Source organism: Herbiconiux sp. VKM Ac-2851 (assembly GCF_013205105.1).
Classification (GTDB): domain Bacteria; phylum Actinomycetota; class Actinomycetes; order Actinomycetales; family Microbacteriaceae; genus Herbiconiux; species Herbiconiux flava.
In genome coordinates this window covers 1,014,265-1,032,867 of record NZ_JABMLJ010000003.1, presented here as the reverse complement: position 1 = coordinate 1,032,867, position 18,603 = coordinate 1,014,265, and the positions used below count along the sequence as shown (strand labels likewise).

Annotated in this window: 17 protein-coding genes; 2 read left to right on the top strand and 15 right to left on the bottom strand. The window is 69.9% G+C overall.

The window, feature by feature from the left end:
- Nucleotides 1–13: 13 nt before the first annotated feature.
- Nucleotides 14–1,114, bottom strand: coding sequence for a histidinol-phosphate transaminase (locus HQQ85_RS18125; RefSeq protein ID WP_173183869.1), 1,101 nt, complete (start codon nucleotides 1,112–1,114; stop codon nucleotides 14–16).
- 181 nt (nucleotides 1,115–1,295) lie between these two features.
- Nucleotides 1,296–1,646: a LysM peptidoglycan-binding domain-containing protein gene (locus HQQ85_RS18120; protein ID WP_173183868.1), complete on the bottom strand. Its 351-nt coding sequence runs from the start codon at nucleotides 1,644–1,646 to the stop codon at nucleotides 1,296–1,298.
- Between the two features lie 225 nt (nucleotides 1,647–1,871).
- Here HQQ85_RS18120 and lexA point away from each other — a divergent pair, with 225 nt between their 5' ends.
- Nucleotides 1,872–2,546, top strand: a complete 675-nt coding sequence (gene lexA / locus HQQ85_RS18115) for a transcriptional repressor LexA (protein ID WP_173183867.1) — start codon at nucleotides 1,872–1,874, stop codon at nucleotides 2,544–2,546.
- Nucleotides 2,547–2,778: 232 nt separating this feature from the next.
- Here the strand turns inward: lexA and hflX are convergent, their stop codons facing one another.
- A complete protein-coding gene (gene hflX, locus HQQ85_RS18110) occupies nucleotides 2,779–4,311 on the bottom strand; it encodes a GTPase HflX (RefSeq protein WP_173183866.1) in 1,533 nt (510 codons plus the stop codon).
- Nucleotides 4,312–4,351: 40 nt separating this feature from the next.
- Here hflX and HQQ85_RS18105 point away from each other — a divergent pair, with 40 nt between their 5' ends.
- Nucleotides 4,352–4,960, top strand: a complete 609-nt coding sequence (locus HQQ85_RS18105) for a class I SAM-dependent methyltransferase (RefSeq protein WP_173183865.1) — start codon at nucleotides 4,352–4,354, stop codon at nucleotides 4,958–4,960.
- Between the two features lie 33 nt (nucleotides 4,961–4,993).
- Here HQQ85_RS18105 and dapF read toward each other — a convergent pair whose 3' ends face one another.
- From dapF to dapA, 12 genes are all read right to left on the bottom strand, one after another.
- A complete protein-coding gene (gene dapF / locus HQQ85_RS18100) occupies nucleotides 4,994–5,875 on the bottom strand; it encodes a diaminopimelate epimerase (RefSeq protein WP_173183864.1) in 882 nt (293 codons plus the stop codon).
- A gap of 115 nt (nucleotides 5,876–5,990) precedes the next feature.
- Nucleotides 5,991–6,965, bottom strand: a complete 975-nt coding sequence (gene miaA, locus HQQ85_RS18095) for a tRNA (adenosine(37)-N6)-dimethylallyltransferase MiaA (protein ID WP_173183863.1) — start codon at nucleotides 6,963–6,965, stop codon at nucleotides 5,991–5,993.
- Nucleotides 6,966–6,967: 2 nt separating this feature from the next.
- Entirely contained in the window at nucleotides 6,968–8,740 is a 1,773-nt protein-coding gene (gene miaB / locus HQQ85_RS18090; protein ID WP_254069485.1) for a tRNA (N6-isopentenyl adenosine(37)-C2)-methylthiotransferase MiaB, read from the bottom strand.
- Nucleotides 8,741–8,861: 121 nt separating this feature from the next.
- Complete coding sequence (locus HQQ85_RS21715) at nucleotides 8,862–9,590, bottom strand: regulatory protein RecX (RefSeq protein WP_173183862.1); 729 nt, start codon at nucleotides 9,588–9,590, stop codon at nucleotides 8,862–8,864.
- Between the two features lie 7 nt (nucleotides 9,591–9,597).
- Nucleotides 9,598–10,743 (bottom strand): recombinase RecA, encoded by a 1,146-nt coding sequence (gene recA / locus HQQ85_RS18080; protein WP_173183861.1) that lies wholly within the window; start codon nucleotides 10,741–10,743, stop codon nucleotides 9,598–9,600.
- 328 nt (nucleotides 10,744–11,071) lie between these two features.
- Nucleotides 11,072–11,299, bottom strand: coding sequence for a DUF3046 domain-containing protein (locus tag HQQ85_RS18075; RefSeq protein ID WP_173183860.1), 228 nt, complete (start codon nucleotides 11,297–11,299; stop codon nucleotides 11,072–11,074).
- Nucleotides 11,300–11,301: 2 nt separating this feature from the next.
- The gene (locus HQQ85_RS18070) at nucleotides 11,302–11,610 is read right to left on the bottom strand and encodes a helix-turn-helix domain-containing protein (RefSeq protein ID WP_173183859.1); all 309 of its coding nucleotides are present in this window, start codon (nucleotides 11,608–11,610) and stop codon (nucleotides 11,302–11,304) included.
- Nucleotides 11,611–11,782: 172 nt separating this feature from the next.
- Nucleotides 11,783–12,283 carry a CinA family protein gene (locus tag HQQ85_RS18065; RefSeq protein ID WP_173183858.1) on the bottom strand — a complete coding sequence of 167 codons (501 nt, stop codon included), beginning with the start codon at nucleotides 12,281–12,283 and terminating at the stop codon, nucleotides 11,783–11,785.
- Nucleotides 12,280–12,888: a CDP-diacylglycerol--glycerol-3-phosphate 3-phosphatidyltransferase gene (pgsA, locus tag HQQ85_RS18060; RefSeq protein ID WP_173183857.1), complete on the bottom strand. Its 609-nt coding sequence runs from the start codon at nucleotides 12,886–12,888 to the stop codon at nucleotides 12,280–12,282. The genes HQQ85_RS18065 and pgsA overlap by 4 nt, the downstream gene beginning before the upstream one ends.
- Nucleotides 12,889–12,891: 3 nt before the next feature.
- The gene (locus HQQ85_RS18055; protein WP_173183856.1) at nucleotides 12,892–15,783 is read right to left on the bottom strand and encodes a DNA translocase FtsK; all 2,892 of its coding nucleotides are present in this window, start codon (nucleotides 15,781–15,783) and stop codon (nucleotides 12,892–12,894) included.
- Nucleotides 15,784–15,852: 69 nt separating this feature from the next.
- Nucleotides 15,853–17,529, bottom strand: a complete 1,677-nt coding sequence (locus tag HQQ85_RS18050) for a ribonuclease J (RefSeq protein ID WP_173183855.1) — start codon at nucleotides 17,527–17,529, stop codon at nucleotides 15,853–15,855.
- Nucleotides 17,530–17,599: 70 nt separating this feature from the next.
- Entirely contained in the window at nucleotides 17,600–18,577 is a 978-nt protein-coding gene (gene dapA / locus HQQ85_RS18045) for a 4-hydroxy-tetrahydrodipicolinate synthase (protein WP_173183854.1), read from the bottom strand.
- Nucleotides 18,578–18,603 lie beyond the last annotated feature (26 nt).

Genomic DNA, 18,603 nt, shown 5'->3' with positions numbered 1-18,603 from the left:
ATCCGCGCTGCTTTCAGGCGCGGGGCGGCGTGAGTTCGCGCATGGCGTCGAGGAAGGCCGTGGTCTCGGCGGCGGTGCCGGCGCTGACACGGAGGTGGCCCGGGATGCTGAGGTTGCGGATGATGATGCCGCGGTCGAGCAGCTGCTGCCAGAGCGCCTCGGGGTCGTCGACGCCGCCGAAGAGCACGAAGTTCGCCGCGGTGGGCCAGGGCGAGTAGCCGAGGGCGGCGAGCTCCTCGACCATCCGGTCGCGCTGCGCCTTGATGTCGTCGACCATCGCGAGCATCTCGGGGGCGTGGGCGAGCGCCGCGACGGCGGCCGCCTGGGTCAGCGCCGAGAGGTGGTAGGGCAGACGGACGAGCCGCAACGCATCCGTCACCGCCGGATCGGCGGCCAGGTAGCCGAGGCGGGCGCCCGCGAACGCGAAGGCCTTGCTCATGGTGCGCGAGACGATCAGGCGCGGGCGGCCCTCGAGCAGCGACAGCGCGGTGGGCTCGCCGGCGGGGGCGAACTCGGCGTAGGCCTCGTCGACCACCACGATGCCGTCGAAGGCGTCGTAGGCGGCGCGGATCGTGTCGAGGCCGAGCGCGGTGCCGGTGGGGTTGTTCGGGGCGCAGAAGAAGACGATGTCGGGGGTGGTCTTCTGGATCCACTCGACCGCCGTGGAGGGCGAGATGAGGAAGCCGGGGTCGCGATCGCCGTCGATCCACCGGGTGCCGGTGCCCTTGGCGATGATGGAGTGCATCGAGTAGGTGGGTGGGAAGCCGAGCACCGAGCGGCCAGGGCCGCCGAAGGCCATCATGATGTGCTGGAGGATCTCGTTCGAGCCGTTCGCCGCCCAGATGTTCTCGCTCGTGATGCCTGTTCCCGGCGCGGTGCCCTCGAGGTAGCCGGCGAGTGATTCGCGGAGGGCGGTGAACTCGCGATCGGGGTAGCGGTTGACCGTGATGAGTTCGTGGGCGATCGACTCGATGATGTCGCGGGCGACGTCTTCGGGGATGGGGTGGGTGTTCTCGTTGACGTTCAGCTCGACCGGCAGGTGCAGGTGCGGGGCGCCGTAGGGCTCGAGACCACGGAGGTCGTCGCGGATGGGCAGCTCGTCGAGGGAGGTCACCCCGGAATTCTACCGAGCCGCCGCGGGTGGCCGCGGTGCACAAGCGTCAGCCCGGCCGCCGCGAGTGGGAGCGGTGCGAAGGCGTCAGCACGGCCACCGCGAGCGCGCGCGGTGCGGGAGCCGCAGCCCGGCTGGGCACGACGCCCGCTACGGGCGACGGGCGACGGTCGACGGGCAACGGCTAGTCGGCGAGGTCGGACGGGACGGCGATGCGCTGGCCGGGCTGGACCGAGGAGGTGGCCAGCTGGTTCAGGCTGCGGATCTCGGCGATGACATCGCGCGGGTCGGACTCGGGGGCGATCGTCTCGGCGATGCTCCAGAGCGACTGGCCGGCCTGCACCGTCAGGTAGTCGAACTCGGTCGTGACCGAGGAGCCCGTGGCGACCGCCGAGCCACCCGCGGCGAGGGCCGCGACGCTGAGCGCCGCGACGATCGGTGCGGCGACCACGGCGGCGAGGACCTTGCGGCCCCGTGCCGTGATGCGCAGGTGGGTGCTGGGGGTGGTGCTCACGTTCGCTGCTGCGATGCTCATGATTCCTCCTGGGGTGTTCGCACCGACGGTCGGCCGGGACCGCCGGTGCGAAGTTATGTTCCGAACCTATATTCGAATGTGGCTGTGGTCAAGTGCCGATCTCGGCCGCAATCGCCGACACACTCGAACACAGATGCGTTTTCGAGCAGTTCTCGGATACAGTTTCGATCGACAGCTGAATCACATCACCAACCACCGACATCGGTGGAGGAAGCGCAGGCAGACGTGGCGAACGACACCGGCCGCACCAGACGGCGGAAGAGTCTCAGCGACAAGCAGCTCGCCATCCTCGACGTCATCCAGCGCTCCGTGCTGTCCCGCGGCTACCCGCCGAGCATGCGCGAGATCGGCGACGCCGTGGGCCTCGCCTCGCTTTCCAGCGTCACCCACCAGCTCAACCAGCTCGAGCTCTCGGGCTACCTCCGCCGCGACCCCAACCGGCCCCGCGCGATGGAGGTGCTGATCGACGTGCCGTCGCTCGAGGAGTCGCCCTCCCCCGACGCCGACTCCGCTCCCCCGGTGGGCGACGCGACCCTGGTGCCGCTGGTCGGCCGCATCGCCGCGGGCATCCCGATCACCGCCGAGCAGCAGGTCGACGAGGTGTTCCCCCTCCCCCGTCAGCTCGTGGGCAACGGCGACCTCTTCATGCTGAAGGTCGTGGGCGAGTCGATGATCGACGCCGCCATCTGCGACGGCGACTGGGTGGTCATCCGGCAGCAGAACACGGCCGAGAACGGCGACATCGTGGCCGCCATGCTCGACGAGGAGGCCACCGTCAAGGTGTTCCGCCAGCGCGACGGCCACACCTGGCTGCTGCCCCGCAACAGCAACTTCGAGCCCATCCTCGGCGACTACGCCACGGTGCTCGGCAAGGTCGTGGCGGTCCTCCGCGCGGTGTAGCGACTGCCACACACCCGCGAGTGGTCACTCGTGGCGCCACAACCCGCCGGGTGGCGCCGAAAGTGACCACTCACAGCACTCGGCGTGAGGGTCCGCGGATGAGGGACGGCGTCGGTGTTCGCGAACGAGGGGTGCCGGTGAACGACGGATGCCCGGGCCGTGGTGGGCCCGGGGCATCCGGCAGCGAGCATCCGCTCTTCTGAGGGGTTCGGGGAACCCCGGTCATCTCGCGTCAGCGCGCGAACTCGACCAGGCGCTCCTCGAACTCGGGGTTGACCAGGGCGCGCACGTGGGTGCCGCCCTCCTCGTAGTCGGTGCTCAGCACCGTGTTCTTCTCGTGCAGCATCGTGACGACGTCGCCGCGCGCGTAGGGCACCAGCAGGTCGACCTCGACGCTCGGCCGCGGCAGGATCGCGTCGATCGCCGCGAGCAGCTCGGGGATGCCCTCACCGGTGCGGGCCGAGACGAAGACCGCCGTCGGCTCGAGGCCGCGCAGCACGAGCCGGTCGTCGTCGCTCACCAGGTCGGCCTTGTTGAACACGACGATCTCGGGGATGCCCCGCGCACCGGCCTCGCCCATGACGTCGCGCACCGTGGTGATCTGGCTCGCGGGGTCGGGGTGCGACCCGTCGACGACGTGCACGACGACGTCGGAGTCGGCCACCTCCTCGAGGGTCGACCGGAACGCCTCGACCAGCTGGTGCGGCAGCGCCCGCACGAAACCGACGGTGTCGGCGATCGTGTAGGGCCGGCCGTCTTCGGTCACGTTCTTGCGGACGGTGGCGTCGAGCGTCGCGAACAGCGAGTTCTCGACGAGCACGCCCGCGCTCGTGATGCGGTTCAGCAGCGAGGACTTGCCGGCGTTGGTGTACCCGGCGATGGCGACGCTCGGCACCGCGTTGCGCTTGCGGTTGGCGCGCTTGGCGTCGCGGGCCGGCTTCATCTCCTTGATCTGCTTGCGCAGCTTCGCCATGCGGGTGTGGATGCGGCGTCGATCGAGCTCGATCTTCGTCTCACCGGGGCCACGCGAGCCCATGCCGGCACCCGCGCCGCCCACCTGGCCACCGGCCTGGCGGGACATCGAGTCACCCCAGCCGCGAAGACGCGGGAGCAGGTACTCGAGCTGCGCGAGCTCGACCTGCGCCTTGCCCTCGCGGCTCTTGGCGTGCTGGCTGAAGATGTCGAGGATGACGGCCGTGCGGTCGATGACCTTGACCTTCACCACGTCTTCGAGCGCACGCCGCTGGCTCGGGGCCAGCTCGGTGTCGGCGATGACGGTGTCGGCGCCGAGGCTCGCCACGATGGCGCGCAGCTCTTCAGCCTTGCCCTTGCCGAAGTAGGTGCTGGGGTCGGGATGCGGCCGGCGCTGCAGGAGGCCGTCGAGCACCACGGCTCCGGCGGTCTCGGCGAGGGCCGCGAGCTCGCGCAGCGAGTTCTCGGCGTCGCCCAGCGTGCCCTGCGAGTAGACGCCGATGATGACGACGTTCTCGAGCCGCAGCTGGCGGTACTCGACCTCGGTGACGTCTTCGAGCTCGGTGGAGAGCCCGGCGACGCGCCGGAGGGACTGGCGGTCTTCGCGGTCGAACTGGTCGCCGTCGTAGCTGGACCCGTCGCGTTCGCCGGTGGTGGCGGGGCGCTGGAGGGCCTGGGCCGAGCCCTGCTCGAAGAGCGAGTAGCCGCTCGAGCGCTGCTCGGCGCGTGCGAGCACCCGGGCGACGGCGTCATCGCCCGCGCTGGTGTTCTCTGTGATCTCGTGGTCTGACATTGGCGTCAAGACTAGTCTCCTTGTTTGCTAGATTCCCTCTATGGATGGCGAGCACTACTTCTCCGCACAGCCCGCGGGGGAGCTGTCGCTCCGCGAGTTGACGGTCGATCTGGCCGGCTCAAAGCACCGCCTCACGACGGCGTCGGGCATCTTCAGCCCGGATCGGATCGACACCGGCACTCAGGTGCTGCTCGCGAACGTGCCGAAGCCGCCGCCCGGGGGGAATCTTCTCGATCTGGGGTGCGGCTGGGGGCCGATCGCGCTCACACTGGCCCTGGAATCACCGCGTTCGACGGTGTGGGCCGTGGATGTCAACGAGCGTGCTCTGGATCTGGTTCGTCGTAATGCTCACATCATGGGTCTCGAGAATGTCAACGCCGTGAGGCCCGACGATGTTCCCGATGACGTGCGATTCATGACGATCTGGTCGAACCCGCCCATCCGGGTCGGCAAGGCCGAGCTGCACTCCATGCTGCGGCTGTGGCTGCCGCGGCTCGAGCCGGGCACCGAGGCGTGGCTCGTGGTGCAGAAGAACCTGGGGTCCGACTCACTGCAGCGGTGGATGGACGGTGAGTTTCCCGAGCTGACCGTGCAGCGGGAGGCCACGAGCAAGGCGTTCCGGGTGCTGCGGGCGCGGAAGCGGGCCTAGGCGCACTGCGCCGGGCGCGGGGTGCGCGTTCGGCTAGGCGATCGCCAGGTCGCCCTCGTAGACCAGCTCGGCCGGGCCCGACAGGGCCACGTGCTCACCGTCTTCGGCGGGGAACATGCGCACGCCCACGACGCCTCCGGGGACGGCGACGCTCCACTGGTTCGGTGCACCCTGGCCGGCCCAGTGACGGGTAGCGAGGGCGGCCGCGGCCGCGCCCGTTCCGCAGCTGAGCGTCTCGCCGCTGCCTCGCTCGTGCACGCGCATCCGGATGTGGCCGACCGCGTCACGCACCAGGGGGTCGGAGGGGACGACGAACTCGACGTTGGCGCCGTCGACCGGGGTCGGCTCCAGGTGCGGGATGAAGGCGAGGTCGGCCGACTCGAGCTCCTCGTCATCGGCCAGGGCGACGACGACGTGCGGATTGCCGACGTTGATGCCGAGCCCGGGGCGCGCGACCTGCAGGTTCTTGGCGCGCACGAGCGGCTCGCCGCCGTCGAGCGACCAGCGGCCGAGGTCGACCTGGAAGCCCAGCGCGTTGAGCTGCACGTCGCGCACGCCGGCGCGGGTGCCGATCACGAGGGTCTCGCCGGGGGCCAGCTCGGTGAGGCCGTTGTCGATCAGGTAGCGGGCATAGACGCGGATGCCGTTGCCGCACATCTCGGAGAGCGAACCGTCGGCGTTGTGGTAGTCCATGAACCACTCGGCGGCCGGGTCCTCGGCGAGGGCCGCGGCCCCGGCGTCGAGGTTCTGCGACCGCACGGCCCGGATGACACCGTCGGCGCCCACACCGAAGTGGCGGTCGCAGATGGCGGCGATCTGGGCGGGCGTCAGGTCGATCTCGCCCTCGGGATCGGTGAAGAGCACGAAGTCGTTGCCCGTGCCCTGACCCTTGGTGAAGTGCAACTCGGCTGGCATCTGATCAGTCTAGGGCGGTGGGAGTGGGGGCGTGCCCGTGGCGGCCGTGCGGGCGGGCGCCGTCTGGGGGCGGGCGGGCGGGCGCCGTCTGGGGGCGTGCGGGTGGGCGCCGGTGCTACGGGGCCGTGAGCGTCGCTGCGGCGGCCTCGAGCGCTTCGGCATCGAGCGCGTCGGCGTCGAGGGCGTTCGGGTAGCGCTTGAACCAGCTCACCTGGCGACGGGCGTAGCGGCGGGTGAGAGCCTGCGCCTCGGCGATCGCGTCCGCCTCGGTCATCGTGCCGTCGTGCTGGGCCAGAGCTTGGGCGTAGCCGATGGCCCGGGATGCGGTGACGCCCTCGCGAAGGCCCCGCGGCACCAGCCCGGCGACCTCGTCGACGAGGCCCTCGGCCCACATCCGCTCGACCCGGGCGTCGAGTCGCTCGACGAGCCGCTCGCGCAGGACGCCCAGCCGCACGATCGCAGCCGGACGCCACAGCACGGGCTCGTCGGGCAGCGTGCCGGACACCGGCTCGCCGGTGAGCTCGACGACCTCGAGCGCGCGGACGAGACGGCGGCCGTTGAACTGCCCGATCGAGGCGGCGGCCTGCGGGTCGATCCCCTTCAGCCGGTCGTAGAGCATGCGGACTCCCCCGCCCGCGAGTTCGGCCTCGAGCCGGGCCCGCACGGCCTCGTCACGCGCGGGGAACCGGAAGTCGAAGACGACCGACGACACGTACAGCCCGGATCCGCCGACGAGGATCGCAGTGCCGCCGCGCCCCACGATGTCATCGATCGCGGCCCGGGCGGCGGGCTGGTAGGCGGCGACCGAGGCCTCATCGGTGACGTCGAGCACGTCGAGCAGGTGGTGCGGCACGCCGCGGCGCTCCTCGGGTGGGAGCTTGGCGGTGCCGATGTCCATGCCGCGGTAGAGCTGCATCGCGTCGGCGTTGACGACCTCGGCGAATCCCCCACGCGCCGCGATCCGCTCGGCGACCGCCAGCGACAGCTCGGACTTGCCCGTGCCGGTCGCGCCGACGACGGCGATCACACTCGGGAACGCTCCCCCGCCGCCCTCACCCTCGGTGTGACGGGCGGGCGGTGTGGCGGCCATCGTCAGCCGCGCAGGTCGTCGGTGGGGCTGTAGATGGGTACGGTGGCGACACCGTGGCCGTCCACGGCACCGGTGGACACCGACGCGTCGCGGTGGCTGTCTGCGCCCCCGCTGAGCACCGCGGCGTCACGGTGGCCGTCCGCGCCCCCGCTGAGCTCTGCGGCGTCGCGGTCGCCGTCGGAAGCGCCGGGTGCAGGCGTCGAGAGATTCACCGAGACGGCGGGCACGCCGACCCGGAGGGTCGGGAGTCCCAGCGAGACGGCGCGGGTTCCCTCGGCTCCGGATGCTCCGGCCGACGTCGAGGGGACGCCGCACGACTCGGCCTCGGCGCGATCCCAGGCGTCGCCCGCGCGGGTGCGGCGCACCTCGAGCGGCGCCCCGTCGGTGTCGGCGATCAGGTGGAACGGGGCGGCCTGCGTGATGGTGACCGACACGACGTCGCCCGGGCGGGGGCGCTCCGAGCCGGCCGGGACCTCGAAGTGCACCAGGCGGCTGTCCTCGGCCCGGCCGCTCAGCCGGTTCGTGGCCTGATCCTTCCGGCCCTCGCCGTTCGCGACCAGAACGTTCACGCGACGGCCGATGAGCCTGCGGTTCTCGTCGAGGCTGATGCGCTCCTGCAGGGCGACGAGCCGTTCGTAGCGCTCCTGCACCACCTCGTGCGGCACCTGGTCGGGCAGCGTGGCCGCCGGGGTGCCGGGGCGGATGGAGTACTGGAAGGTGAAGGCCGAGGCGAACCGCGCCGCCTCGACCACGCGCATGGTCTCGAGGAAGTCCTCCTCGGTCTCGCCGGGGAAGCCGACGATGATGTCGGTGGAGATCGCCGCGTTCGGGATCTTCTCGCGCACACGGTCGAGGATGCCGAGGAATTTCGCCGAACGGTACGAGCGCTTCATGGCGCGCAGGATGCGATCGGAGCCCGACTGCAGCGGCATGTGCAGCTGCGGCATGACGTTCGGCGTCTCGGCCATGGCGTCGATGACGTCGTCTGTGAAGGCCGCCGGGTGCGGGCTCGTGAAACGGATGCGCTCGAGCCCCGGGATGGTGCCCGCCGCCCGGAGCAGCTTGCCGAAAGCGAGGCGGTCACCGAACTCGACGCCGTAGGAGTTGACGTTCTGGCCGAGCAGCGTGACCTCGATCGCGCCGTCGTCGACGAGCGACTGGATCTCGGCGAGCACCTCGCCCGGACGGCGGTCCTTCTCCTTGCCGCGGAGCGCCGGGACGATGCAGAAGGTGCAGGTGTTGTTGCAGCCGACCGAGATCGACACCCAGCCGCTGTAGGTGGAGTCACGCTTGGTGGGCAGCGTCGACGGGAAGGTCTCGAGCGACTCGAGGATCTCGATCTCGGCGGCGTCGTTGTGGCGAGCGCGCTCGAGCAGGCTCGGCAGGGCGCCCATGTTGTGGGTGCCGAACACGACGTCGACCCACGGGGCCTTGTCGAGGATGACGCTCTTGTCCTTCTGGGCCAGGCAGCCGCCGACGGCGATCTGCATGCCCTCGTGCCGGCGCTTCACCGAGGCGAGGTGACCGAGGTTGCCGTAGAGCTTGTTGTCGGCGTTCTCGCGCACGGCGCAGGTGTTGATGACGACGACGTCGGCCTCGACGCCCTCGGCCTTGACGTAGCCGGCGGCCTCGAGCGAGCCGCTCAGCCGCTCGGAGTCGTGCACGTTCATCTGGCAGCCGAAGGTGCGCACCTCGTAGGTGCGGGCCCGCCCGTCGGCGCCGCGCGACGCGGCAGACGTCTCGATGACCGTCGGTGCTTCACTCACAGTGCTCATGATCGCTCCAGTCTACGAAACTCGCCCACCGCCGTCGGTCGGTGCCTCGTGGCGCACTGCGCCGATCAGCCAGCCCGCGAATAAGCGAATATCAGCAGGAGCAGCAGAGAACTACGGGCGATCAGCGGAAGCGCGGGCCGCCGAAGCGTTTGCGGGTGCTCATCGCGCGGCGGGTGGCCTCGCGGACGATCGTCGAGTTGAAACCGCGGCGGGTGAGGAAGCCCATGAGGCGGCGCTCGACCGTCGTGTCGTCGTAGGCGCTCAGCTGGCTGACCCGCTTGGTGGCCGCATCGAGCGCGAGCGAGAACTCGTGGTCGTCGTCGAGACCCTCGAGGGCGGCCGTGACGAGCTCGGACGGGATCTTGCGGGCCGACAGCTCGCGCGAGATCGCACCGCGGCTCTTGTGGTCGCGCTCCGACATGCGCTCGACCAGCGCCTCCGCCAGGGCGGCGTCGTTGAGGTAACCGAGTTCTTCGTAGCGGGCCACGAGCTCCTCGGCCTCCTCGCTCGACGCACCCTGCGCCTCGAGCAGCGCCTGGGTCTCGCCGGCGGACAGCTGCCGACGCCCGAGCGCCCGCACCACGGTGTCGCTGACCCGGGCCAGACGCTCCTCGTCGCTGAGCTGCGGCTCGTCGTCGAACTCGTCGTCATCACCGTCGAACGCCGACGAAGCGGCCCGCGACGGCTGCGAGGCGCCCGACCGCGAGGGTGCCGAACCCCCCGAACCCGAGCCACCTGAGCGGCCGAAGGCAGGATGACCGGCCCCTGACCCGGCCCCTGACCCCGACGCCCCCGCCGGGCGCTTCTGACGATCCCGCCTGGCGGCGTCGAGGCTGACGATGTCGTTCACGCGGCTCCTAGGCGCCCTTGCGGCCGGCGGCCAGCTTGGGTGCGATCGGCTCGACGGTCGCGCCCGACGCCTTGGCCGTGGCCGAGGCCTTCGCGGCCGAGGCGGTAGCAGCCGACGCAGTGGCGGCAGTGGCGGCGGCCAGCGCGGCGGCGCCCGCCTCACCCACGCCGAGCTTCGCGAGGATCTTGTTCTCGATCTCGAGCGCGATGTCGGGGTTCTCCTTCAGGAAGCGGCGCGAGTTCTCTTTGCCCTGGCCGAGCTGGTCGCCGTCGTAGGTGTACCAGGCGCCCGACTTGCGGACGATCTCGTGCTCGACGCCGAAGTCGATCAGGCTGCCCTCGCGGGAGATGCCGACACCGTAGAGGATGTCGAACTCGGCCTGCTTGAAGGGCGGGGCCATCTTGTTCTTGACGACCTTGACGCGGGTGCGGTTGCCCACGGCCTCGGTGCCCTCTTTCAGGGTCTCGATGCGGCGGATGTCGAGGCGGACCGAGGCGTAGAACTTCAGCGCCTTGCCGCCGGCGGTGGTCTCGGGGCTGCCGAAGAACACACCGATCTTCTCGCGCAGCTGGTTGATGAAGATCATCGTGGTGTTGGTCTGGTTCAGGCCACCGGTGAGCTTGCGGAGGGCCTGCGACATCAGGCGGGCCTGGAGACCCACGTGCGAATCGCCCATCTCGCCCTCGATCTCGGCGCGGGGCACGAGCGCGGCCACGGAGTCGATGACGATCAGATCGATCGAGCCCGAGCGCACGAGCATGTCGGCGATCTCGAGGGCCTGCTCACCCGTGTCGGGCTGCGAGACGAGGAGGGAGTCGATGTCGACGCCGAGCTTCTTGGCGTACTCGGGGTCGAGCGCGTGCTCCGCATCGATGAAGGCGGCGATGCCCCCGGCGCGCTGCGCGTTCGCGATGGCGTGCAGCGTGAGCGTGGTCTTTCCCGAGGACTCCGGGCCGTAGATCTCGACGATGCGGCCACGGGGAAGACCTCCGATGCCGAGCGCGACATCGAGGGCGATCGACCCGGTGGGCACGACCTCCACGGGTGCGCGGTCGTCGCTGCCGAGGCGCATGACCGACCCCTTGCCGAACTGACGGTCGATCTGGGCGAGCGCGGTCTCGAGTGCTTTTTCGCGGTTGGCGTCTGACGGCATGGCGTCTTCCTTCTGTCGTGCGGCCTGGGTTCTGTGACCCGGTGTCGCGATGGTGTGCCCACAGGCTGTCGTGTGCGGGTGATCTCTCGATCGGGCAACGACAGGGCGTTTTTCGGGAGTTCATCGAACAGGTTCCACGCTAGGCAGGACCACCGACATCCGTCGTGGGCCCGTGCCATCTGTGGAGAACGTCTTCGATTCTCTCGATGTGCAGAAGCCTACTCAGAACCGAAGATATGTTCGAGAGGCCGGCGCGGCGTGTCGGGCGCGAAAAAGGCCCCCGGAGCATCCGGGGGCCTTCGTCAGAGAAGCAGCGCGAGAATCAGCCTCATCCGCGAGGCTGGGCCGGCAGACCGGCTCCGTGCCAGCGTTCACGCGGAACGTCGGCGGCCCGGCAGACCGCGAGCCACACCTCACGCGGGGAGATTCCTGCCTTCAGAGCCTGTTCGGGAGTGCGATCACCGAGGTCGACCAGGATGAGATCGCTGGTGACGACCTGGCCGTACGCGTCGCCGAACTCGTCGGCGACGGCCTGGCGGAATTCGCTCAGGCGCACTCTCAGCGGGCGACGAGGTCGGCGTCGAAGTCGGCGACGAACTCGTCGGGGATGGTGTCGGGAATGGGATCGATGCCCTCGACCACGGCGAGCCGGTCTCCGACCTCGCGCATGATCACCGAGATGGGCGTGTCGAGAGCATCGGCGACCGATGCGAGGATCTCGCTCGAGGCCTCTTTCTGACCACGCTCGACCTCGCTCAGGTAGCCGAGCGCGACGCTCGCCTTACTTGCCACTTGACGAAGGGTGCGGCCCTTCTGCAGGCGGAAGTCCCGAAGCACGTCGCCGATCTCCTGACGAACTAGAATCACTGGACCCTCCTTGCGTTCAGTCACGGTCTTCTCGAGTGGCTCTCGAACCGCGGTTGCCGGTGGTTCGTAGCAGAAACTCTAAGCGACGGGGACTGGACATATCTTGTGAATGACATCAGATGTAACGAGATCGAAACGCGCCGCATTCCCGGCTGGGAGGCGTGCCGGAAGCTCACAGGAACTCCTCCAGAAGATCGAGTGCGCGGGCCACGACGGCAGCCCTGACGGCGCCACGGTCGCCCTCGGCGTGCAGCTCCACGAAGCGCACCTCGTTGCCGATCGCGAGCCCGATGAAGGCGGTGCCGGGCGGATGCCCGTCCTGAGCGTCCGGCCCGGCGACACCGGTCGTCGACAGTCCGATCCACGGCTCCTCGCCGTCGACGACGAGCGCCGTACGAACCCCGACGGCCATCTGCAGCGCCACGTCGGGATGGACGGGACCGTGGGCGGCCAGGACCTCGGCGTCGACGCCGAGAACGCTGTGCTTGATCCGGGTGTCGTAGGCGACCACTCCCCCGCGCAGCACGGCGGAGGCGCCGGGCACCTCGACGAGGGCCGCAGCCAGCAGGCCTCCGCTGAGCGACTCGGCGACGCCGATCGTGACGTGCCGCGCGGTCAGGGTCTCGACCACCCGACGGGCGACCTCGAAGGTCGGCGACGGAGCCGAGCTCACGCCGCGCTCTTCGGGGTGCGGTTCAGGCGCCAGGCCTGCACGAGGTAGTCGATGCCGGTGACGACGGTGAGCACCAGGGCGATGGCCATGAAGACGGCGTTGACCCAGTTCATCCAGTCACCGAGGAGGTTCGGGAAGGGCAGCAGCGCCAGCGAGATGGCCACCGACTGGGCGAGCGTCTTGAGCTTGCCACCCCGCGAGGCCGGGATGACCCGGTCGCTCAGCTGCACGAAGCGCCACACGGTGATGCCGATCTCGCGCACCAGGATGACGATCGTCACCCACCACGGCAGCTCGGCCAGGATCGACAGGCCGACGAGCGCCGCCCCCGTGAGCACCTTGTCGGCGATCGGGTCGAGCAGCTTTCCGAGGTCGGTGACGAGGTTGCGGCTGCGGGCGATGTGCCCGTCGATGCCGTCGGTGGCGATCGCGAGGATGAACAGCACGGCGGCCGCCCAGCGCAGCCCGCCGTCTGCCCCGTTGTCGGCCAGCAGCATCACGAAGAACACCGGGGCGAGCAGGATGCGCACGATCGTGATCGCGTTCGGCAGGTTCCAATTGCTCGGCTTCGCCACCGCGCCGCCTGTGTGCTCGGTGCTGCTCACGTGCTACTCCCTGCCGGTCAGTCCCCAGGCGTCCTCATCGGACGAGTCCGCCTCGACCTCAGGGTACTGGGAGAGCGCGTCGCCCACCGCATCCGAACCGTAGCGGTCGTGCTCGGGAGCCGAAGCCGGAGCAGAAGACGCTGCCGCACCGGCCGACGACCCGCCGCGGATCATCGACAGCACCTCCGGCAGCTGCTCCGCCGTGACCAGCACGTCGCGCGCCTTCGACCCCTCCGACGGCCCGACGATCTCACGCGACTCCAGCAGGTCCATCAACCGGCCCGCCTTGGCGAAGCCGACCTTGAGCTTGCGCTGGAGCATCGAGGTCGAGCCGAACTGCGTGTTGACGACCAGCTCGGCCGCCGCGAGCAGCAGCTCGAGGTCGTCGCCGATGTCGGCGTCGATCTGCTTCTTCTCGGCCGTGACCGCGACGTCGTCGCGGTACTCGGGCCGGGCCTGGCGGGTGACGTGCTCGACGACCTTCGCGATCTCGGGCTCGCTCACCCAGGCACCCTGCACGCGGATGGACTTCGACGAGCCCATCGGCAGGAAGAGCGCGTCGCCCTGGCCGATCAGCTTGTCGGCGCCGGGCTGGTCGAGGATGACGCGGGAGTCGGTGACGCTGGTGACGGCGAAGGCGAGCCGCGACGGCACGTTCGCCTTGATCAGACCGGTGACGACGTCGACCGAGGGTCGCTGGGTGGCGAGCACCAGGTGGATGCCCGACGCACGCGCCAGCTGGGTGATGCGCACGATCGAGTCCTCGACGTCGCGGGGGGCGACCATCATCAGGTCGGCGAGCTCATCGACCACGACCAGCAGGTAGGGGTACGGCTTCAGCACCCGCTGCGAGGCCGGCGGCAGCTGGATCTCGTCGTTGATCACGGCGCGGTTGAAGTCGTCGATGTGCCGGAAGCCGAAGCTCTCCAGGTCGTCGTACCGCATGTCCATCTCCTTCACCACCCACGACAGCGCCTCGGCCGCCTTCTTGGGGTTGGTGATGATGGGAGTGATCAGGTGCGGCACGCCCTGGTAGGCCGTGAGCTCGACGCGCTTCGGGTCGATCAGCACCATGCGCACCTCGCTGGGCTTCGCGCGCATGAGCACCGAGGTGACCATCGAGTTGATGAAGCTCGACTTGCCCGAACCGGTCGAACCGGCCACCAGGAGGTGCGGCATCTTCGCGAGGTTCGCGAGAACGAACTTGCCCTCGACGTCTTTGCCGACGCCGATGGTCATCGGGTGCGGGTCGTTCATCGCCTTCTGCGACCGCAGCACGTCGCCGAGCGACACGGTCTCACGGTCGGTGTTGGGGATCTCGATGCCGATGGCGCTCCGGCCCGGGATGGGCGACAGGATGCGCACCTCGTTCGACGCGACCGCGTACGACAGGTTCTTCGACAGCGCGGTGACGCGCTCGACCTTGACGCCCGGGCCGAGCTCGATCTCGTAGCGGGTGACGGTCGGGCCCCGGGAGAATCCGGTGACCGTGGCGTCGACCGAGAACTGCTTCAGCACGTCGGTGATGGCGCGCACGATGTCGTCGTTCACCGCCGAGCGGGCCTTGGAGGGCTCGCCGACCGAGAGGTTCGCGACCGAGGGCAGGCGGTAGTTCGCGGGGTCGGAGGCGGGCGCCGGGGTCGGCATGCCGTCGACGGCACCCGTGCCCGAGAGGTCGAGCGGAGCATCCGGAACCGGAGTGGCGAACGCGGGCAGGCCCTCGGTGGACTCGTCGTCGAGGAGACCCGTGGTCTGCAGCCGTCCGGGCAGGATCTCGCCGGTCACGCGCTTGATGGCCTGTTCGGCGGCCTCCATGTCGTGCAGCAGGCCCGAGCCGAAGCTCTCGGTGCTGTCGAGGTCGGTGGGATGCACGACCTCGGCCGGGCTCTCGAACGGCCCCTCGGGCGCGGGCGTGCGGTCTTCGATGCGGGGCTGGAGCGGCGGGGCCGACGACTCGGGGTCTTCTTCGCGGCCGCTGGAGTTGCGCCGCCACCAGGGCAGGGCACCCGACTCCTCCGGCGTGGCCTCGAGGTCGAGCATGTTCGGGTCGTCGCTCTCGGCCGAGCGCCCGCGGCGGCCGCGCTTGGTGGCGACCGGAGCGGTCTCGCCCGCTGCAGCGGCGCCGGACGCGGCGGACGCATCGGACTCCTCGGCAGCCCCGAACAGGTAGGTGTACAGCTCGCGCAGGCGTCGCCCGATGCGGTTCGGCGGCGTCTTGGTGATGATGAACAGCGACAGCGTGAGCAGCACAATCAGCACGGCGGCCGAGCCGGCCGGGGTGATCAGCGCCGCGAGCGGGGCCGCGGCGATCCAGCCGATGACGCCGCCGGCCAGGGCCAGCACGTCCATGCCCTGCGACGGGTCGGGGGCCTGGCTGAAGATGTGGCAGAGGCCGGAGACCGTGACGAGGAAGACGCTCAGGCCGATGCCGATGCGCCCGTTGTCGTGCACCGAGCTCGGATGCCGGAACAGCCAGATCGCCAACAGCATCAGGATGACGGGGAGCGCGTAGGAGACGCGGCCGAACAGGCCGCCGAAGGTCCACGCGTTGATGGCGACGGCCACCGCGTTGGAGGCGAGGAACCACTCGGTGATCGCACCCGCGACCGCGAGCACGAAGAACAGGAAGGGGAGGCCGTCGCGGCGCTCCTCCTTCGCCAGCGTCTCGTGACCGAAGGCACGGGCGGCGCCGCCGGTGACATGGGCGAGGCCGAGCCAGAGCGTGCTGAGCGGGTTGGGACCCTGCTCCTCCTGGATGACCGGGTACTTCACGGTCTTCTGGGCGGCGGTGCGGGCGGGCGCCTTGCGGGGCGTCGCGGCCGTCGCTGCGGTGCCCCGCGTCGCGCGCGGGGAGGACGCCGGCTTGCGGGGCGTCGACTTACTGCTGGTGGCCATGGTTTCACGCTACCCGCGGCCGGTGACAGCAGGCCGTCACCGACCGCGGGTGTTGGAAATCAGTGCGTGCTACGCCTCGATGACGACCGGCACGATCATCGGCCGGCGGCGGAACGAGGCGCTGACCCAGCGGCCCACGACGCGGCGCACGACCTGCTGCAGGGCGTGGCTGTCCCGGGTGCCGTTCTGCGCGGCCTCGGCCAGCGCGGCGATGACCTTGGGCTTCAGGGCGTCGAAGACCTTGTCGTCCTCGGCGAAGCCCTTGGCGTGGATCTCGGGGCCCGAGACGACCTTGCCGGTCTGGGCCTCGACCACGACGATGATCGAGATGAAGCCCTCCTCGCCCAGGATGCGCCGGTCTTTCAGGTCGGCGTCGGTGATCTCACCGACCGTCGAGCCGTCGACGTAGACGAAGCCGAGGTCGTACTGGCCGACCACCTTCGCGACGCCGTTCTTCAGGTCGATGACCGTTCCGTCTTCACCGATGAAGGTGTTCTCGGCGGGCACGCCGGTCTCGATCGCCAGCTTCTGGTTCGCGACCAGGTGGCGGTACTCGCCGTGCACGGGCAGCACGTTCTTCGGCTTCAGGATGTTGTAGCAGTAGAGCAGCTCGCCGGCGGCCGCATGGCCCGAGACGTGCACCTTGGCGTTGGCCTTGTGCACGACGTTGGCGCCGAGCTTGGTGAGGCCGTTGATGATGCGGTACACCGCATTCTCGTTGCCCGGGATGAGGCTCGACGCGAGGATGACCGTGTCGCCCTCGCCCACCTCGATCTGGTGCTCGAGGTTGACCATGCGCGAGAGCACGGCCATCGGCTCGCCCTGCGACCCGGTCGACATGTAGACGATCTTGTCGTCGGGGATGTCGCCGGCCTTCTTGAAGTCGACCAGCACGTTGTCGGGCACCTTGAGGTAGCCGAGCTCGGCGGCGATGGTCATGTTGCGCACCATCGAGCGGCCGAGCAGCGCCACGCGGCGGCCGTTGGCGGCCGCGGCGTCGAGCACCTGCTGCACGCGGTGCACGTGGCTGGAGAAGCTGGCCACGATCACGCGGCGGGGTGCGCGCTCGATGATCGACTCGAGCACCGGTCCGATGTCGCGCTCGGTGGGCGTGAAGCCCGGCACGTCGGCGTTGGTGGAGTCGGGCAGGAACAGGTCGACGCCCTCCTCGCCCAGACGGGCGAAGGCGCGGAGGTCGGTGAGCCGGCCGTCGAGCGGCAGCTGGTCCATCTTGAAGTCACCGGTGTGCAGCACGAGGCCGGCCGGGGTCTTGATGGCCACCGCGAGGGCGTCGGGGATGGAGTGGTTGACCGCCACGAACTCGCACTCGAACGGGCCGAGGTTCTCGACCTGCCCTTCGGCGACGTCGAGCGTGTACGGCTTGATGCGGTGCTCCTTGAGCTTCGCCTCGACGAGCGCGAGGGTCAGCGCCGAACCGATCAGCGGGATGTCCTCCCTGAGCTTCAGGAGGTAGGGCACGGCGCCGATGTGGTCCTCGTGGCCGTGCGTGAGCACGATGCCGACGATGTCGCGGAGGCGGTCGCGCACGACGCTGAAGTCGGGCAGGATCAGGTCGACCCCGGGCTGGTGCTCCTCGGGGAACAGCACGCCGCAGTCGACGACGAGCAGCTTGCCGCCGAACTCGTAGACCGTCATGTTGCGGCCGATCTCGCCGAGGCCGCCCACGGGGGTGACGCGCAGGGTTCCGGCTTCGAGGGGCGGAGGAGTGATGATGGGGCTCTGCATGGGCCCTCCTAGTTCTTCTTCTGATGCAGGTGCGCGCGTCGCGCGCGCGCTGTGGCTGATGGCACCCGCCTCAGCGGGTGGTGCCCGCCACCTTGGGCAGCGCTCCGCCGGCGGCCGCGTTGCGGTCGGGGCGGAAGTTGCCGAGGTCGAGACCTGGGATGTCGCGCACGAGATCGATCTCGCTCTCGATCTGCGCGGCCTCCCATTCCTCGGGCCCCACGAGGGGCAGGCGGACGCGCGGGCTGGCGATGCGGCCGAGCCCGTGCAGGATGTACTTGGCGGCGACGGTGCCCGGGACGTGCGTCATGACCGCACGCACGAGGGGTTCGAGCGCCTGGTGCGCCTTGGTGGCCGTGGCGAGGTCGCCCGCGTTCACGGCGTCGACGATCACCCGGTAGGGCGCCGGCGCGATGTTCGCGGTGACCCCGATCAGGCCGGCGGCGCCGATCGCCATATGCGGCAGCACGTTGGCGTCGTCGCCCGAGAAGTAGAGCAGATTCGTCTGGTTCAGCACCCGGCTGACCTCGCTGAAGTCGCCCTTGGCGTCTTTGACGGCGAGGATGTTCGGGTGCTTCGCCAGCCGGAGGATCGTGTCGTACTTGATCGGCACCCCGGTGCGACCCGGGATGTCGTACAGGATGACCGGCAGGTCGGTGGCGTCGGCAATCATGCGGAAGTGCGTGAGGATGCCGGCCTGGGTGGGCTTGTTGTAGTACGGCGTGACGACGAGGTTGCCGTCGGCGCCCGCCTTCTCGCTCTGCCGGGCGAGCTGCATGGCGTGCGCGGTCTCGTTCGAGCCGCCGCCCGTGATGATCTTCGCGCGGCCGGCCGCGACCGACTTGCCGACCTCGACGAGACGGATCTTCTCGGGGTCGGTCAGGGTCGACGTCTCACCCGTGGTTCCCGAGACGACGATGCCGTCGGCCCCGCCCACGATGAGGTCGTCGATGAGCTTCTCGACACCGGGCCAGTCGACCTCGCCGTCGGCGGTGAACGGGGTGACCATGGCGACCAGCACCTGGCCGAACGGGTTCGAAGCGTATGACACGTCTACAGGGTATCGGTTCCCGGCGC